This window comes from Pantoea conspicua (genome assembly GCF_002095315.1).
GTDB classification, from domain to species: domain Bacteria; phylum Pseudomonadota; class Gammaproteobacteria; order Enterobacterales; family Enterobacteriaceae; genus Pantoea; species Pantoea conspicua.
This window is the reverse complement of the sequence record NZ_MLFN01000042.1, coordinates 21,928-38,730: the sequence shown is the minus strand read 5'-3', so window position 1 is coordinate 38,730 and position 16,803 is coordinate 21,928. Positions and strand designations below refer to the sequence as shown.

10 protein-coding genes, 1 tRNA gene and 4 pseudogenes are annotated in these 16,803 nt (G+C 51.8%); 4 read left to right on the top strand and 11 right to left on the bottom strand.

The window, feature by feature from the left end:
• Positions 1-137 precede the first annotated feature (137 nt).
• Positions 138-337: pseudogene (locus HA41_RS21715) on the top strand (hypothetical protein); the annotation flags it as partial.
• Positions 338-391: 54 nt separating this feature from the next.
• Here the strand turns inward: HA41_RS21715 and symE are convergent.
• From symE to HA41_RS14215, 8 genes and pseudogenes are all read right to left on the bottom strand, one after another.
• Complete coding sequence (symE, locus tag HA41_RS14245; protein WP_094121326.1) at positions 392-712, bottom strand: endoribonuclease SymE; 321 nt, start codon at positions 710-712, stop codon at positions 392-394.
• A gap of 223 nt (positions 713-935) precedes the next feature.
• Positions 936-1,967 (bottom strand): annotated as a pseudogene (locus tag HA41_RS14240) (restriction endonuclease subunit S); the annotation flags it as partial.
• Positions 1,950-2,369, bottom strand: a pseudogene (locus tag HA41_RS21710) (restriction endonuclease subunit S); the annotation flags it as partial. The pseudogenes HA41_RS21710 and HA41_RS14240, both read right to left, overlap by 18 nt.
• Positions 2,366-3,955: an N-6 DNA methylase gene (locus tag HA41_RS14235; protein WP_094121324.1), complete on the bottom strand. Its 1,590-nt coding sequence runs from the start codon at positions 3,953-3,955 to the stop codon at positions 2,366-2,368. The pseudogene HA41_RS21710 and the gene HA41_RS14235, both read right to left, overlap by 4 nt.
• Before the next feature lie 72 nt (positions 3,956-4,027).
• Positions 4,028-7,539, bottom strand: a pseudogene (gene hsdR / locus HA41_RS14230) (type I restriction-modification system endonuclease).
• A gap of 748 nt (positions 7,540-8,287) precedes the next feature.
• Positions 8,288-8,371 (bottom strand) — tRNA-Leu (locus HA41_RS14225).
• Positions 8,372-8,801: 430 nt separating this feature from the next.
• Complete coding sequence (locus HA41_RS14220) at positions 8,802-9,830, bottom strand: YsnF/AvaK domain-containing protein (RefSeq protein ID WP_094121323.1); 1,029 nt, start codon at positions 9,828-9,830, stop codon at positions 8,802-8,804.
• Positions 9,831-9,858: 28 nt separating this feature from the next.
• Entirely contained in the window at positions 9,859-10,254 is a 396-nt protein-coding gene (locus HA41_RS14215; protein WP_094121322.1) for a DUF2382 domain-containing protein, read from the bottom strand.
• Positions 10,255-10,815: 561 nt separating this feature from the next.
• Between HA41_RS14215 and HA41_RS14210 the strand changes: the two genes are divergently transcribed.
• The 3 genes from HA41_RS14210 to HA41_RS14200 all read left to right on the top strand — a co-directional run bounded on the left by HA41_RS14210 (position 10,816) and on the right by HA41_RS14200 (position 12,819).
• Positions 10,816-11,337 (top strand): YjjA family protein, encoded by a 522-nt coding sequence (locus tag HA41_RS14210; protein WP_094121321.1) that lies wholly within the window; start codon positions 10,816-10,818, stop codon positions 11,335-11,337.
• A gap of 156 nt (positions 11,338-11,493) precedes the next feature.
• The gene (locus HA41_RS14205; RefSeq protein WP_094121320.1) at positions 11,494-12,129 is read left to right on the top strand and encodes a hypothetical protein; all 636 of its coding nucleotides are present in this window, start codon (positions 11,494-11,496) and stop codon (positions 12,127-12,129) included.
• A gap of 21 nt (positions 12,130-12,150) precedes the next feature.
• Entirely contained in the window at positions 12,151-12,819 is a 669-nt protein-coding gene (locus HA41_RS14200; RefSeq protein WP_094121319.1) for a MarC family NAAT transporter, read from the top strand.
• A 42-nt stretch (positions 12,820-12,861) separates the two neighbouring features.
• On the opposite strand, the gene HA41_RS14195 is transcribed toward HA41_RS14200, so the two are convergent.
• Genes HA41_RS14195 through HA41_RS14185 form a run of 3 tightly spaced genes read right to left on the bottom strand, consistent with a single transcriptional unit; the run spans position 12,862 to position 16,664 of the window.
• Positions 12,862-14,124, bottom strand: a complete 1,263-nt coding sequence (locus HA41_RS14195; RefSeq protein ID WP_094121318.1) for a c-type cytochrome — start codon at positions 14,122-14,124, stop codon at positions 12,862-12,864.
• 4 nt (positions 14,125-14,128) lie between these two features.
• Positions 14,129-15,898: a GMC family oxidoreductase gene (locus HA41_RS14190; protein ID WP_094121317.1), complete on the bottom strand. Its 1,770-nt coding sequence runs from the start codon at positions 15,896-15,898 to the stop codon at positions 14,129-14,131.
• 37 nt (positions 15,899-15,935) lie between these two features.
• A complete protein-coding gene (locus HA41_RS14185) occupies positions 15,936-16,664 on the bottom strand; it encodes a gluconate 2-dehydrogenase subunit 3 family protein (protein WP_094121316.1) in 729 nt (242 codons plus the stop codon).
• Between the last annotated feature and the right edge of the window lie 139 nt (positions 16,665-16,803).

Here is a 16,803-nt window from a genome sequence, read left to right as displayed (position 1 = left end):
GATTTATTCAACAAAGCCCCTGAGAGGCATAAGGGATTCAGCATTTCGATGTAAAGCAGGATATTTATTTCAGGATATCCGGTGTGTCATAAGCCTCAAAGATTAAATGAACCTCCATTTATCCCGATGATAAATGTGGACAGACATTCAAGATTCGTTTTGATCAGGGAATGGGCTACTGGCGCATTAAATTTGCATCAAATGGAATAACGTTGACTTCAACGATAGTATTTCTTTCCAGTCAGGCAATGTGGCGCGGTCCTGCAAGGAGGGAAATGTGGTCAACAGTGAAGAAAGCTGGGCAACAGATGTACTAGTTAAAGTAATCGCATCATGATATTCAACCGCTCCCGATGCGATGTCGGGAGCGGTTACTCATTCAGACGACTTTCTATTTACCGGCAATGACCTGAATAAACTCCTGCACCTGCTTTTGTTTCCGCGCCGACAGCCTGAACACCTGGCGCAGCGACTGCATCAGTTCACTGTCGTTGTGCCGGGCGGTGAGCACAATACAGCCTTGCATTACCTTTACTTCTACTGCTGTGCCAGTGGCAAAACCAGCCGCTTCCAGCCATTGCCCTTTCATGGTGATGGCGGGTATCCGGCTGTAATCCGGATAGCGGCTTGCATAGCTAACGGTTAATTGACGGTTATTTGCTGGCGAGACTTCTGGTTCAGACGGTTGTGCAATAGAATGGGCGTCAGTCATGATTACTATTCCCTAAAATAGTGATTGTGATTAGCGGCGCGGGTGTGTTGGCGCACATCCGTGCCGCGCTAAATACCTGTATATATCATCAGGAAAGAGAAGAAAAGTCCAGCTTAAAACTGAGTAAAATAAGTCATTTATAAAACTATTTTATTATAAAACTTAAGGTTTATCTGGCAGGAAATAATAAGAAGCGCACCAGTAAAGTGCGCAAATATAATAATCAGGATTTTTTACGTGAGGCTTTTTTACCGGTGCTGGCTGCCCGTTCGGCTTTGATTTTTTCCAGTAATGCAGCAGCGCTGTTTTCACCGCTGGTTAGTTCCGGGTTTTCTGCCCGCCACTGGGCGGTGAGTTCACCACGGAATGCTTTCGCCAGAATGGATTGCGTCAGGTTGTTAACGCATGAAAGCGCACTGTTTACCTGTTTTTCAATGGTGTCGGCGTAGGCGAAGAGCTGTTCGACACGGCGGACGATTTCAGCTTGCTCTTCTGTTGGGGGAAGAGTTATGGGTAGCTCTTTAAGTATGCCTAAATTTAGGATATCCATTGTTCCACCATGGCTAAATCCTTTGAAAAATCCATGGGAAATAGGGCTATCGAGGTAAATTTTAATATATTTAGGATTAACAGCCTCATGCAAAGTTATTTTTACCAGCCGAGGATTGATAATTCCAACTTCTGCTTGAGACGATAAAACCAATGCTTTTCCAATTGTACCAACCAAACTTATTAATATATCACCAGGGCCGACTTTACATGATTTAAGTTGCTCGTATTTTTCATCATTTATTCTATATGTCTCTAAAGACTCACTCCCTGAAATAACTTGCTCTTGTCCATAAACTTTATAGCCATCCTCAACACAATCAGCTTTTTTCAGAGTAGAGCCAAATGGACCAGCTTTAAGCGCATTATTGTTAGTTGCACATATTTGCTCTAAACAAACCCAACCCCATAAATTAGATGAAATTTCAAATAATGGCGATATATTTCTTTTCTTACCGAAGCTCGGCTTAATTAGCCTATTACCTTTAGCTTTGTCACGCTCAATTTCTATTTCTTTTAAAAGAGATTCAGTATCGACTTGATTGCTGGATGAATACCAGTCTTCTGTTAGCTTACCTCTGACTGCCGCAGCCAGTACCGCCTGCCGAAAACGCTTTAAAATTATGGGGATTTGCTCAAGACGCGCCTTGGTGCTCTCTACCTGCGCCAGCAGCGTATCGAGTTTTTCAGCGATTAAAGTTTGTTCTGCTTGGGAAGGGAGTGCGACACATATATCTGTAATATCGCCCTTACGTATATACGGTATAGTAGAACCCCGACCATTTTCTGTGATTTTTTCAATGTTTCCACGAATTAACCAATATAAAAACTCGGTTTTAATTAAGATTGGCTCAATAACATATGTGCGCTGGTAAGCGTTAAATTTCCCTGTGTACTTTTTGATAGAAAATGAACCATTACCTGCCAGAAGCACCGCGCTACTATCAAAGGCCCAAGAATTAATTTGAGAAATTGATTCTGCACAGGTGAAAAATGGATACTGACCATCTTTATCCGCAGCATTCGCATCAAGTTTCCCTGTGGATAAATTTATCAAGTTCCCCAATTCGACAATCTTCCAATCAACTGGCAATTTCCCCACGCTCATTCCTTCACCTCACCAAACGCTTCTTGCAGCAACTGACGCTGTGCATCGGCTTCATCGCTCGCACCCAGTTCACGCATCAGCGCATCCAGTTCGCCCATCGCCTGTACCAGCTCCCCCATCGCTTCTGCCGCTAAAATATCCGGCTCCGGTAGGTTATCGGCATCAATGCTGTCTTTATCTTTCAGCCAGGAGATATCCAGCGAATCGGATTTTGCCGTGCGGATCCACTCGCGGCTGAATTTGCGCCAGCGGCTGGTAGCCAGATGCCGATCGGTGTTTTTGTTCTCTTCGCTATCGGCAATTTCTGTCTCTTCAGCATTAAAACTCCATTCACCTTCGCTACGCGGGCTTAAGCCGTGCGAATCTTCACCATATACGCGCTCGAACGGCTGTAAATGGTCGTCGGTAAACGGCGTGCGTTTGCCGAAGCTCGGCATATTGGTTCGCAGGTCATACACCCACACGTCATCGGTGCAGTTTTTATCCTGAGTTGGCTTCGCCACCGTCCCTTTGGTAAAGAACAGTACGTTGGTCTTCACGCCCTGAGCATAAAAAATGCCGGTTGGCAGACGCAGAATGGTGTGCAGATGACACTTATCCATCAGGTCACGACGGATGTCAGTGCCTTTGCCGCCTTCAAACAACACGTTATCCGGCACCACTACCGCCGCACGTCCGCCGGGGAGCAGGGTTTCAACAATATGCTGCATAAAGCAAAGCTGTTTGTTGCTGGTCGGATGAACGAAGGTACGGGTGATGTTAGTGCCCGCAGCGCTGCCAAACGGTGGGTTGGTGGCGACCACATGCGCCATCGGCAGTGTTTCACCATCGCTACCCAGCGTGTTACCAAGGCGGATAGCGCCACCGTGGTCGAGGTTCCCTTCAATATCGTGCAGCAGGCAGTTCATCAGCGCCAGGCGGCGAGTGCCGGGCACCAGTTCCAGGCCGATAAACGCGCGGTGGATCTGGAAATCCTGCGTATCGTTATCAAGGTCATCCAGATCGTTGGTCTGCGATTTAACGTAGCGGTCGGCTTCAATCAGAAAGCCCGCCGTACCCGCAGCCGGATCCTGTACAACCTCACGCGGCTGCGGTTTCAGCAGGTGAATAATGGTTTTGATCAGCGGACGTGGGGTGAAGTACTGACCGGCACCAGACTTGGTTTCATTCGCATTCTTCTGCAACAGCCCTTCGTACATATCACCAAAGTCATCACGGGATTTGCCGTGCGTGCCGTTGTACCAGTCCAGCGCGTCCATATAGCTGACCAGTTCAGTCAGCTGTTTGGGTTGCTCAATGGTGGTGCTGACATTATGGAATACCGCCTGCACCAGTTTTTGACTGTCGGCCCCCAGATGCACCAGCAGATTACGGTAGAAATGCAGCTGATCCTGGCCGATACGGGATTTCAGATCATCCCAGCGATAGCCTTCCGGCAGGTAGTCTGCTTCCTGGCCGGTCTCTTTACACATTTTCAAAAACAGCAGCGAGGCGAGTTCGTTAACGTAGTTTTGATAGGAGACGCCGCCATCGCGCAGGTTGTCGCACAGCTTCCACAGCTTCGCGACCAGATCATTATTGTTCATTGAGTATTCCGTAAATAAACAGCGGCCCTTATTGGGGCCGCAGAAGAAGACATTGCCGGGGATGATAACGCGTTAAGCAGGCTCGTCCCAGATGTAATCGCTGAACTTATCGAGCAGATTGTCGAGATCATCATCGAAGGTTTTTGCAGCATTGTCTTGCCGCCACGACGATGAAAATTGCCCGTTTTGAAGACGTCGTCGTCAAGCACCACCTTCTCTTTCAGCGCAGTAGCCAAACGATCGAGCCAGGTCAGTTGCTCACTGTTCCAGTCGTTTTCGCCTTTAATGCGCTCAAGCGCATGATCGACACGCTCATCGAACGGCTTCAGCGCATCACCTACCGCCGCACGGCGTATGTGACCAATTAATCGGGCGGCGATATCCTGATTGCGCGTCTCTTTCCACGCTTTGCGCAGGGTAGATTCCTCGAAGTGCTGGCGATCAAACCATTCCTGCAGTTCGACCAGCCCTTTGCGGGTGAGGTCGCGCGGACGATTGATCACCGCCTGTAAGGCTGGCTGCGCATTCGGAGAACGTTGCACAAGCGAATCAAAGGCTTCGAGAAAATCCTGCGGCGTGTCGTAATCGCCATAGAGCGATTTTACGCTCACCACTTCATCGTCAATATCGAGGAAGATTGGCGCATCATTCAGGTTGTTGATGTCGGCTTTCAGCTTTTCCAGACGGGAAATAAAGCCTGGCAGTTTGTTGAAGACTTCGGCACTCCAGTGCGCTCCTTTATCCCGCAGGCATGAGGCAAAGCCATTAAAGTTTACGCCTGCCGCGTCCTGGCATAGCTCATCCAGACGACGCACCTGCTTATCTACTGTTTCGCTGCGGTCACGGTTAAACGTGGCCAGGCCGATAATACGCTGGAGCTTGGCCACCAGCTGTTCATGGCTGTGCTCTGCAAAGCTGCGACCATCCGCCTCAATGGTTTTGTAAGTCTCGGAATCAGTGATTTCATTGACCAGCGTTTGCAGTTCGACCTGAGGGCGTACAACCACCGGGCGCATGGTATCGACACTTTCCAGCGAGCTATAGATATCGACACAGTCGAAAATCTTAAAGCTGGTTTTCGCCACCGCCGGACACAGACGCGTCGCACGGCCTTTCATCTGTTCGTACAGAATGCGGCTGCGTACCTTACGCAGGAAAACGATATTACAGATCGATGGAATATCCACACCGGTGGTCAGCAGATCGACGGTCACGACAATATTGGGCAGCCGCTCTTTGTTAAAGCGGGTGATCATAGTCTGCACTTTACGCGCGTCTTTATCAGCATCGCCGGTAATCTTGATAATCGCGTCATGTTCCAGCTGCGGATACTTTTTCTTAAATGCGGTACGCAGCTCTTCCACCACCATATCGGCATGCGCATTGGTGACGCAGAATACCAGCGTTTTTTGCGATCCGGTTGGATCAAGGTAGTGAGTGAGCTCGTTACAGACGGCGCGGTTAAAGGCGGGAATTATCAGGTTGCGGTTAAAGTCGGCGACCTCAAAATCCTGTTCGTCTTCAAGGGTGTCGTTAATCACTTCACCCTGAGAGCTAATACGCTCGACCTGCTCACCCTGAGCAAGATAAACGCCATCCTGTGCGTTGCGGGTCGTGATCTGAATCGGCGGATCCTGGTCGATCAGATAACCATCGATTACCGCGGTACGGTAGGTGTAGCGGTAAACCGGATCACCGAAGATCTGCACCGTATGCAGAGCAGGCGTAGCGGTCAGCGCAACCTTGACTGCATCAAAATGGTCGAGGATACGACGATAGGCAGAAACATAATCAAGCTGGCTGCGGAATTGCAGTTCACCTTCGGTCTGCTCTTTATCGAGAATGTAGCCGCGATGTGCTTCATCCACGACGATACAGTCGTAACGGCCAACCGGCATCGGTTCATCTGATTGCAGGGTGCGTTTAACCAGCGACTGGACCGTGGCAACGTGAATTTTAGTACTGTCTTCCGGGAATTTATCCGTCAGCCCTTTAATATCAAAGATGCTGTTAAAGGTGTCGCCGTTAATACGCGTATCGTCAAATGCGCCAAGCGCCTGCTCACCGAGAGAACGTCGATCAACCAGGAAGAGAATGCGCTTAAAACGCTGAGACTGGATAAGGCGGAACATCAGGGCGATTGCGGTACGGGTTTTACCGGTACCGGTGGCCATCGCCAGCAGGATCTCTTGCTGTCCATTGACGATAGCATTTTCGACTGCCCGCACGGCATCTTCCTGATAGTAGCGCAGGCCCAGTTCGCTCATTCCTGGATTTTCAGCAAACCACTGATTTTGTCTGTGCGGATCGCTCCCGAGCATATCCAGCAGCTCTTCAGGACGATGCCACTCCGGAAGCGCTTTCGACATGTTGGTGGTATGACGGACGTCACGATACCAGATGCCGCTTTTGGTCTTCATTGCCGCGCGGTATTCGCGCCCGTTGGTGGAGTAGCAGAAGGGAATTTTAAAGCGCTGTTCGCCGCTGGTATCCTGCCAGCTGATTTCATACACCGGTACCGCTTCGTTCACGTCGTCGGGAGCGTACTCCTCCAGCAACGTATCGCGTAAGAATGCATTATCGAAGTATTTACTGTAGCGATAGGACTCATTGAGTTTGGCGGGAACGTCGATATTTTTACGCTTCGCTTCAACTACCGCGATAGGCTTGAGACCGACGAAAAAAACATAGTCCGCAAAGCCCTGCTTACCCGTTTCATCTTTACCGGTTGGCCATTCAGCAATGGCTTTATTGACACCCGGTTCCGGGCGCACGCCTTCAGAGAAGCGTAAAGCTTTGCTATCAGCCTGCCAGCCTGCCTTACGCAGCTGCACATCAATCAGGAAGCGGCTCTCTTCTTCACTGAGGTTGAGGGTACGCTTGATGGCCTGATCGGTGATCTCTTTTTGGTATGCCTTACGTTCCTGCTCAGTCTGTTTCGCCAGCTCCGCATTTTTCTCGGCTAACTGAGCTTCCAGCGCCGCAAGCCGTGCTCGCGTTTGTGCTTCGGTTTCCTGCTGCTTACCTTCAAGAATAGCGATATAGCCGTTGAGGCTAATCAGCTTCTGCTGCTGTGCTTCCAGTTCGGACTGACTCTGCGCTTTTTCGCGAGCTTGCTGTTCAAGCTGCTGTTTCAGCGTCAGCACTTCCTGGTGATAAAGATTTTCGCCACGTTCCGGTAAAGCAAAAACAGGCACCGGAAAATCATAATTTTTGGTGACCAGACGGTAGTACCAGACACCCAAACGGAAGCCGAGCCGCAGGCACATCTGGGCGTCATCAAGATCGTTATGGTATTCATGCACCGCCTGATTACCAATACGGCGCAGTTTGTGGAATACAGAAAGGATCGTGTCATCAACAAAGGCGATTTTGCCTAGCTCACGCAGAAGATCGTGTTGATTATCGCAGGCCGGAATGCCCAGTAGCAGGCCAAGATGTTTAGCCGTCGCTTCGCCAAACATACGCATTTTTACCAGCGTGGTGTTGGGATCATCTGGGTAATTGTTTTCCGCCGCGCAGGCGATAGCATAGGTGAAGTCGTTGATGCCTTTCAGGAACTCAAAATTGGATTTATTCATCATTTTTATGAATCCATTGCTGTGTAAGCCTGTCCATATTTAACGCTGCTAAATTTTTATTTTAGCTATCTATACCTTATTGGACAATGACAAAAGTCACAGCAACTTGCTAATTTTCAAGTATTCGTAAACTTTTACGGTTGTGTACTCACCGCAAAAACATTTACCTTTTGATCCAAGACATCTGGAGATACGGAGTGAGCAACTTGAAGTGATAAACATTAGCAATAGTTATGACTACCGCTTTAGAATTTTCCTCTTTGTAAAGTCAAATAAGTTTCTAGATTCTTTCCGTTCTCAACCAGATAAACCGCCCTACCTTAACCTACTCTCTACCGGATGATTCGCCTTAGGTGGTTAAAATCACCCGAACAGAACTAACTCTCTGGTGGCCACCTGCCGTTCTACCGCATCTCTTCTTGACTATAGCCGCCAGTATTTCGATTCCCCCAGGAGAATCAGCAACATCTTGCATCACCAGTGATCTTATAAGCATTTACTTCAGGCTTAGCCGAACTAACCTTCATATCAAGCAGATCCATGTTGAGTATCCTTCCGGGCGCTCGGTATTGGTACAAACATAATCGAACGGAGATCAACCCGCAGACACACCCACATCAGTTAGTTGATGCAGCTAGAATCAGGTTGGCTTAAGGTAAGTGATTACGGCGACTGAAAAGCGAGGATGTCCCTGCAGTTACCAAACCCCAGAAACAAAAAAAGCCACCCTTAGGTGACTTGATTGCATACTTGGTGCCGAAGGCGGACTCGAACCGGCACATCTTTCGATGGTTGATTTTGAATCAACTGCGTCTACCGATTTCGCCACTTCGGCACTGAAGAGGATGCGGAAAACGTTGGGGATTATACCGTTACGGCCACCATGCGCAACACTATTCATCCGGGTTGTGCATTAAGCGGCGAAAAAAACAGCGTAGCGTGATATTGCCCGCGCGGTCGGACGTCGCCCGCTAGCTGGCTACTCGCTGAACACTGCTGCCCATCCTATCAACACTGATTCATGCTGAAACCGCTCCAGTCCGATCCCTCTTGCTCATACACCGGTATAACCCTTCTCCGACATTCTCCATACGATAAAGTCACAACAGCCCTTCAACCCGCGCGCCCTGCTCCCGAAACCCGCCCTCAATCCCCGATCACCACCCCAAAACAAAAGAGCCAACCTCACGGTTGGCCACTTTTGCATGTTCAGCATTGGGCATCAGCGATGCCCATTAGCACTCATTGTTGACAGGATGAGCGCCTCAATGCGAATGGTCGTAATCACGCTGTTTCAGCTTGTTCTCAACCTTGTCTTTCGCTTCGCTGGCTTTCTCACTCACCTTCTCAGTCAGGCCGGCTTTGTGGTCGCGCTCGGTGGCTACGCCTGGTGACTGCGTGCCTACACCTGCTGCGGTAGCGGGTTTAACTCCTGCCGCACCGGTTGGGGATAGTTCGTTATCCAGTCCGGCCCGTGCATGGTCGATGTCCACTTCCTGACGACGCACTGTGTCATTAATGGTCTCGGTACGTTCACTGCCGTCAGTACGCACCACAACTTCTTCTTTCACGTGGGTCGTTTTGTTGATCACCGGCTGCTCGTGGGTTTCAGCTACTTCGACGGTTTTCTCTGACCAGTCCACTTCACCTGCCAGCGCCGGTTCATTCACCGAACGACGGAAGATGTCAGCGTGCTGTTCGTGCAGCGAGATATCTTCAGAGACCTGATCCGTCACGGTATAGCGGCGCACCCGGGTTGAACCTTCACTCACCAGACGCTTACCGACTTCAATCTGCTCTTCGGCCAGGCGCAGAATATCTTCTTCGCTCTCATCACCGGTCAGTGAGGTGCGTCGTGGCTCAACCTGTCGATTCTCTAGCTGTCGATCATTGGTCTCTCCGGCAAACTGCTTACCGGCGATCGGATTAATACCTGCTGCAGGCGCGCCGTTCTCAACGGTGCTTTGCATCCGCGATGGCACATCCACCGAGTCATGCGAGTGCAGAATGGTCATTGCACGCGCCAGCTTCTCTTCTTCGGTGCGCAGCGTCAGTACCACGCCGCCTTTATCCATCGCTCTGGTGTAAACATCCGCCTGCTCTTTATCGACGGTGTGGCCAAACAGGCGCTGCCAGATGCTCGGGTGCTTAATCGACTGGCCTTCCTGCTGCAAACGTTCTCCACTGATAAGACTGATGTCCCGATCAGAAAAGCCTGCTTTCACGAGATTTCTTTTCGCGGCCTCTGCCTGAATCGCAGAATCGAACAGTGTTACGATTTTTTCTTGTGCCATGATAGATTCCTCTTTTGTTAGCTGTTTATTACCGATCGTCGTCTCTCTCTACTTTCACCTGCTGCTCACGTCGGGTAACCACATCCTGAAAAGGAACGCTCTCCTGCACTTTTCGGATGTGAATCTCCTCTTTAAGCACCAGTCTTCTGACTACTTCAATCTCTTCTTCTACTACCGGGACAATCAGTACACCGTTCTCTTCCCTGATTTCGGGCATCGTCTCGACGCGTTGTGCTTTCGCTACATGCTCAACCTCAACCTTCTCCCGGTTAAGCAGCGTACTGATCACCTCGTCATGCTCGGTTGTGGAACGGGTTACGCGGACATGTCCATCGACAACGGTTTGCTTTGTTAGCGCTATCTGCTCTTCTGCGAGCTTCAGCGTTACCTCAGCATCATTATTGTGTTCTGGCTGCCCCGCCATATATTCGCTCCCGTTAACTCAAGACTTTTAAATAATCGCCACAACTGCCTGACACAGTGATTAAGCATGAACGCTCTCACGGATTTCGCAAGGCGGAATAAAACATTGATTGCAGTAAAAGTGATGATAATAGCGTGCTGATCGGGTTATTAATCCGCTTTCCACGCCAGACAATGACATCAGAATAAAGATGAAAATATCCATAAAAACAGCATGTTGCCTGAATAGTCTTTTCGATAAAAATAATACCCCTACAAAAGCATTTAGCGTAAATATAAATATTTAAGCCCAGCGGTAAAATTTACGTTAACCAGGAATAATCCGGCGAAAGATAACAACCATATAAATAAATATTAAAGAATATTACAGAGAGTGAAATCATATTATCCGAACCAGACAGGCTGGCAGATTAATAATCCATGCTTCTTCGAGACATCTATTTAGTCAGCGATTACAGACTATTCCCAAAGCGCTTATTAATGGATTAATTCAGGAACTTTCTGCTCGCCAGTGGCTCTTAGCAAGGCTGAAGAAGCCATACAATTACAGACAGAGGTTGAGATGAAACAAGCACAACGCAGTGCGTGGGGATGGGGATTAGCGGCACTTCTGGTGGCGGGCAGTGCATCAGCCGCCAGCTGGCAGGATCAACTGAGCAGTGCAGCATCGCAGCTCAGCCAGCAGAACAACGGTAACACCTCCGGCACCACCACCGGGACCACTCAGCAGAATGGCGGTCTGTCGCTCTCTTCCCTGACCGGGTTGCTGAACGGTGGCGACAAAGCGGTCAGCGCTAACAGCATGACCAACGCGGCGGGCGTGATGCAGTATTGCGTCGAGCACAACGTGGTGAAAAACAATGTGCAGTCGGTTAAAGATCAGGTGCTGAGCAAACTCGGTCTGAACACTACCACCGCGCAGGAACAGAAGACTGACTACACCCAGGGCGTGGCGGGTCTGCTGAATACCGGCAACGGCCAGCAGCTCAACCTGCAGAGCCTGAGCAGCTCGCCGATGGGCGAGAAGCTGAAAACCAAAGCCTGTGACGTGGTCTTAAAACAGGGCAAAAACTTTATCTCCTGATAAAGCCGTAGCGCCGCTGTCTCCCCGCTTGAATCGACAAAGTGGGGAGCATTGGCCGGTCCAGTCCTCTCTGCACTTCACGCTGTGAACCCCGACACTCCCTTATCCGCACGTTGAGCGCTATAGTGTTGTTTTGATTTCTACAGGACAGCACGCATGAAAGGCATCAACATCGCACTTTACTTCGACCCCGATCGGATTCAGGCCTGCGTTCACGACCAGGACGACAGCTATTTCACCAAAAAATTCGAGTACGACGATGGCGTGATTGAGGAGATCTACCAGTGGCTGGATCAGTACGAGCCAAACCGCACTCATATCTGTCTGATTGAAAATGAAACCGCCGAGCTGCTGGCCGATGAGCTGGTCGACAGCGGCTTCCGCGTCCACCAGATCACCATGCACCAGCTGCTGAGCTGGTTTGCCGCCGAGCCACCGTCCACACCAGACGGCACCCCGATGCGCGCCATGCTGCGCTTCCTCGAAGATGAACATCCACGTGAATATGAGTCACGCACGCCGCAAACCGAAGCGCTGATGGAGATGTTTGACGAGCTGGATGCGCTGGAGATGATCGACGATGCGGATGATGAAGATTCGCTGCCTGCCGACCTGCTGCGCGCGATGAAGAAACATAAAATCACCGCCAGCGCCGCCGCCCAGCGTCTGCTGCCGGACGTTAACGAACGTATCCGTGAGCATCTGATGCAGTACCCGGAACTGATGACGCCCGAAATTTTGCAGGACTTCTTCCCGGAATTAATCGAAGCGCTGGAGCGTCCGAAACACTAATCACTCACGGATGATTTTAACATGCTGGAGTTAATTAAAGCGGTCAGTCTGGGGCTGGTGGTGCTGTTGCCGCTCGCCAATCCGCTCACCACCGTGGCGCTGTTTCTCGGCCTCGCGGGTGAGATGAACTTTGAGGAGCGTAATCGCCAGGCCAGACAAGCCTCAATCTACGTCTTCGCCATCATGATGGTGGCGTGGTATGCCGGCAACGCGGTGCTGGATACCTTTGGCATCTCGATCCCGGGCCTGCGGATTGCCGGCGGGTTAATCGTGGCGTTTATTGGTTTTCGGATGCTGTTCCCGGTGAAGCCGGCCGGTCAGTCGGTGGAAGCAAAGCAAAAGCAGGATGAGCTGGATCACGCCAAAGAGCCGGTCAATATCGCTTTTGTGCCGCTGGCAATGCCGAGCACCGCCGGACCGGGCACCATCGCGATGATCATCTCTTCCGCCTCGACGGTGAGAAGCGGCATCGATTTTCCGGTCTGGGTGGTGAATACCGCGCCGGTGCTGACCTTTCTGCTGGTGAGCCTGATTTTATGGATTTCGCTGCGCAGTTCCGGGGCGATCATGAAAATCGTCGGCAAAAGCGGCATTGAGGCGATTTCGCGTTTGATGGGATTTTTGCTGGTCTGCATGGGCGTGCAGTTCGTGATTAATGGCGTGCTGGAAGTGGTACGCACTTTCCATTGAGAAGCCATAAAGGGTGCCCGTTGCGGGGCACCCTTTTCATTTTTACTTCAGCGCCTTCCGTACTTCAGCGACCTGATCTTTGCTCACTGCTGGCGCATTGTTGCTCCAGCCCTGACGGATAAAGGTTGCCAGCTGCGCCACCTCTTCGTCACTCAGACGCTGACCAAAGCCTGGCATCGCCAGTTTCGACGGCGCTTTCGCGGTCGAAGGCTGCTGCGCGCCGGCCAGGATGGTGTGGATCAATCCGGTAGGATCTTTGGCATTCACAATCGTCGCCTGATCCAGCTCCGGGAAGATCCCTGCTGCGCCCTTGCCGGTAACAAAGTGACAGGCGCCACAGTTATCCAGATAGAGACGCTCGCCTTCGCTCAGGTTCTTCGCCGCGGTCAGCTTCGCTTCTGTTGCCTGCTGGGCCTTAACGTCGTAGGCCTGCAACGGCGGGTTACCGCCGAGGAATTTCAGGTAGGCGGCAATCGCTTTCAGATCGGCGTCGGTCATGTGCGAACTGCTGTGCTCAATCACCGAAGTCATCTCACCGCCGACCGCAGCTTTATCGTTGCGGCCGGTCTGCAGGTAATCCACCACTTCCTGCTCGCTCCAGCGCGGCAGACCGCGCAGTGACGGCACATCCCAGTTATTCAGGCTACCGCCCGCCAGGAATTTATCGTCACCGCTATCCAGCGCTTTCTCGTTCATGCCCAGACCGCGCGGCGTATGGCAGCTGCCGCAGTGGCCCAGACTTTCGACGATGTAAGCACCACGATTGATCTCGGCAGAGGCACCGCCAATCGGCTGGAACGGTTTGTCCGAGGTGAACGCCCAGTTCCAGAAGCGCATGCCCCAGCGCTGGCTGAACGGGAAGCTCAGTTTGGTTTCCGGCGGCTGTTCCGCGCTCGGCTGGACGCCTTTCATAAAGTAGACATACAGCGCGTGCATGTCGGCATCGCTGATTTTGGCGTAATCCGGGTATGGCATTGCCGGATAGAGCCGCGATCCGTCCGGTAATACCCCTTTACGCACCGCATCAGAGAACTGCTGTTCGCTGTAGTTGCCGATGCCGTGGGTTTTATCCGGCGTGATGTTGGTGGAGAAGATGGTGCCGAGATTCGACTCAATCGCCAGCCCGCCCGAATAGTCCGGTTTGCCAGGTAATGAGTGACACGCCATGCAATCGCCCAGCCGGGAGAGATATTCGCCCTGCTTGATCAGTTGCGCCTCATCTTCAGCGTGCGCTGGCAGGGCAAAACCGCTGGCCAACAGCACTGCGTTGGCGAATAAAAAGGATGTCAGTTTCAGCTTATTCATGCGCTTATGCCTGTACCAGTGGGCCGGGATTTTTCAGATACTGATCTTTGATCGCCTGTGCCGCCATCAGCGTAATGGCGCCGATGGTGTCGGTCGGGTTCGCCTGGAAGTTCTGCGGGAAGGCGTTACCGCCCGGCACAAAGACGTTATGCACGTCCCAGCTCTGCAGGTACTTGTTCAGCGCCGAGGTTTTCGGGTTATCGCCCATTACCGCGCCGCCCACGTTGTGGGTAGAGACATATTTGGTCAGATCAAAGTCTGCGCCCATTGGCAGGAAGCTCATGCTCATGCTATCCGGGTTCAGCTCTTTAGCGATGTTGCCAACGATGCCTTTCAGGTGCTGCTGCAGCCTGAGCTCATTCTCTTTCCAGTTGAAGGTCATGCGCAGCAGCGGCAAGCCACGGTGATCGTTGTAGTTCGGATCGAGATCCAGATAGATATCGCGGTATGACTGGCAGGTGGTGGTGATGCTGATCTTCATTGAATGACCGTACCACTCTTCCAGTCCCTCTTTGTAACCCATGCCCCAGGTCGGCGTGCCTTTTGGCAGCGCGGTGCTGATCGGCGTACCAGTCGCCTGTGAGCTGTGGATTTTCGCGCCGCCGAGGAAGCCGAGCGAGGGACCATCAAAGTTGCCTGGCGAGATATCGTTAAACATCTGGCCGGTGGCGCCCGCGGTGGCGTACGGGTTGAAGTTTTTGTCTTTGAAGAACAGGGTCGCGCCGCCGTTCGACAGGAAGGCGTAGTTACGTCCTACCACACCCTCTTCAGTGATCGGGTTGTACGGTTTGCCGATGCCGGACAGCAGCATCAGACGCACGTTGTAGAGCTGGAAGCTGCTCAGCACCACAATTTTGGCGGGCTGGAAGCACTCATTACCCTGTGCATCGATATAGATCACCCCTTTAGCGGTTTTCTTATCATCGTTCAGCACCACTTTGATCACTTCTGCGTTCACTTCGTAAGAGAAGTTCGGCATACGCTTCAGCGAATCCATTACCGCGGTTTGTGGCGAGGCTTTGGAGTAGTTGAGGCACGGATATTTACTGCAGTAGCCGCAGTAGTTGCACGGCGCGATCTGGTTGCCGTACGGGTTTTTCCACGCACGTGACACGCAGGCCGACGGGTTCGGGAACGGATGGTAACCGAGCTTTTTCGCCGCTTCTTTGAACATCACGTTGTTCAGCGTGTCGTCAAGCGCAGGCAGCGGATAAGGCTCCGAACGCGGTCCTTCAAACGGATCGCCACCTTCAAGGATCTGACCGCGCAGGTTGCCGGTGGTACCCGACTGGCCGCAAATCAGCTCAAATTTGTAGTAGTAAGGCTCGATCTCTTCCCAGCTGAACGGGAAGTCCATCACCCGCATATCATCCTGCAGAATGCCCGGCTTGTACGCCTCATCGACATAGGTCTTCAGTTTGATATCGGTCGGCGTCGGACGGAGCAGTACCGCCGTCCAGTGCAGACCGGAACCACCGACGCCGGTGCCGGGTGCAAACGCGCCCCATTTACGGGTTGGCAGCGCCGTCTGGCTGCTGTTGTAGCGGACAGTGACCGCCACTTCTGCCGGGGTGGCAAACACTTTGTTGCGCACCGCGTAGGCGTATTCATCCGCCGGTTTAGGATAGGCGAACTCGTCGTAATCACGATCGCCGCCGCGCTCCAGCGCGCGCACTTCAAGTCCTGCCAGTGCCAGTTCGATGCTCATCAGCGAGCCGGCCCAGCCGAGGCCGCAGACGACGACGTCGACTTCTTTTTTAGTAACCTGTGCCATGATAATCCTGTTTCAAAACCCTGATTCGGAATGCGTCTTACGCGCGCTCGCCTTTAACACTGACCGGACCCAGCGGATACGGAACGTTGTGCTGTTTCACCCATTCGGTGAAGCTGGCACGCGCGCCCGGGAAGCCGATAGCGATCCAGGCTTTCATGCCTTTATTGCCGCCGTACATCGGATCCGCGAGGTAACCGTGCTTGGTATCTGAAAGCAGCTGGCTGAAGAACTGAGACGCCTTGAGGTTGGGTTCGCCCAGCGCCGCAAAGTCGATGTCGTTTTTATTGACCTGAGTCAGCACCGCATCTTTCTCTTCCAGCGTCAGCGCATGAAACGCTTTCTGGTGAGTGCTCTGCGACCACTGATTAATCAGCCGGATGCTGGTCTGATACATCTGTTGTGGGCGGAACGGAATCTGGTAGCCCATGGTGGCAGGTGCCTGAACGTTGAATGGCCCTTGCAGGTAGATTTCGCTGCCAAACTCTTCGCTGTGCAGCTGCTGATCGATAAAGATCGGCACGTTGGTTTCCAGCGCGCCTGGCGCTTTACCTTTGCCGCCCGCCGGAATCAAACGATCGGTGGCCGCAAGGATAAACTGCCACTCATCGGCAGAGAAAAAGATCGGTTTATAGTCAGCTAATTCCGGGGCGGCCATCTCTGCAGCCTGGGCGGCAGTGATGCCTTTGAAGACCAGCTCACTTAATGGCAACGCCAGTAATGAGCCCAGCAAAAATTTACGCCTGGTGGTGGGTTTTTGTAACAGCATATCCGCACGACTCTCATCTGCTAAATACCCGACTAATACGCAATGCAATAAACCAGGCTGACAGCGCGAGCGGCTGGCAGATTGCCAGTCACTAAAGAGAATTAACGCGCACAGCACAGACGACTGCAGAACCTACAAG

What these genes read in the sequence shown, in the direction of transcription:
- HA41_RS14195 (WP_094121318.1), bottom strand. Translation starts at nt 14,124, where the DNA reads ATGAATAAGCTGAAACTGACATCCTTTTTATTCGCCAACGCAGTGCTG.
- HA41_RS14220 (WP_094121323.1), bottom strand. Translation starts at nt 9,830, where the DNA reads ATGGCACAAGAAAAAATCGTAACACTGTTCGATTCTGCGATTCAGGCA.
- HA41_RS14185 (WP_094121316.1), bottom strand. Translation starts at nt 16,664, where the DNA reads ATGCTGTTACAAAAACCCACCACCAGGCGTAAATTTTTGCTGGGCTCA.
- HA41_RS14200 (WP_094121319.1), top strand. Translation starts at nt 12,151, where the DNA reads ATGCTGGAGTTAATTAAAGCGGTCAGTCTGGGGCTGGTGGTGCTGTTG.
- HA41_RS14210 (WP_094121321.1), top strand. Translation starts at nt 10,816, where the DNA reads ATGAAACAAGCACAACGCAGTGCGTGGGGATGGGGATTAGCGGCACTT.
- symE (WP_094121326.1), bottom strand. Translation starts at nt 712, where the DNA reads ATGACTGACGCCCATTCTATTGCACAACCGTCTGAACCAGAAGTCTCG.
- HA41_RS14215 (WP_094121322.1), bottom strand. Translation starts at nt 10,254, where the DNA reads ATGGCGGGGCAGCCAGAACACAATAATGATGCTGAGGTAACGCTGAAG.
- HA41_RS14205 (WP_094121320.1), top strand. Translation starts at nt 11,494, where the DNA reads ATGAAAGGCATCAACATCGCACTTTACTTCGACCCCGATCGGATTCAG.
- HA41_RS14235 (WP_094121324.1), bottom strand. Translation starts at nt 3,955, where the DNA reads ATGAACAATAATGATCTGGTCGCGAAGCTGTGGAAGCTGTGCGACAAC.
- HA41_RS14190 (WP_094121317.1), bottom strand. Translation starts at nt 15,898, where the DNA reads ATGGCACAGGTTACTAAAAAAGAAGTCGACGTCGTCGTCTGCGGCCTC.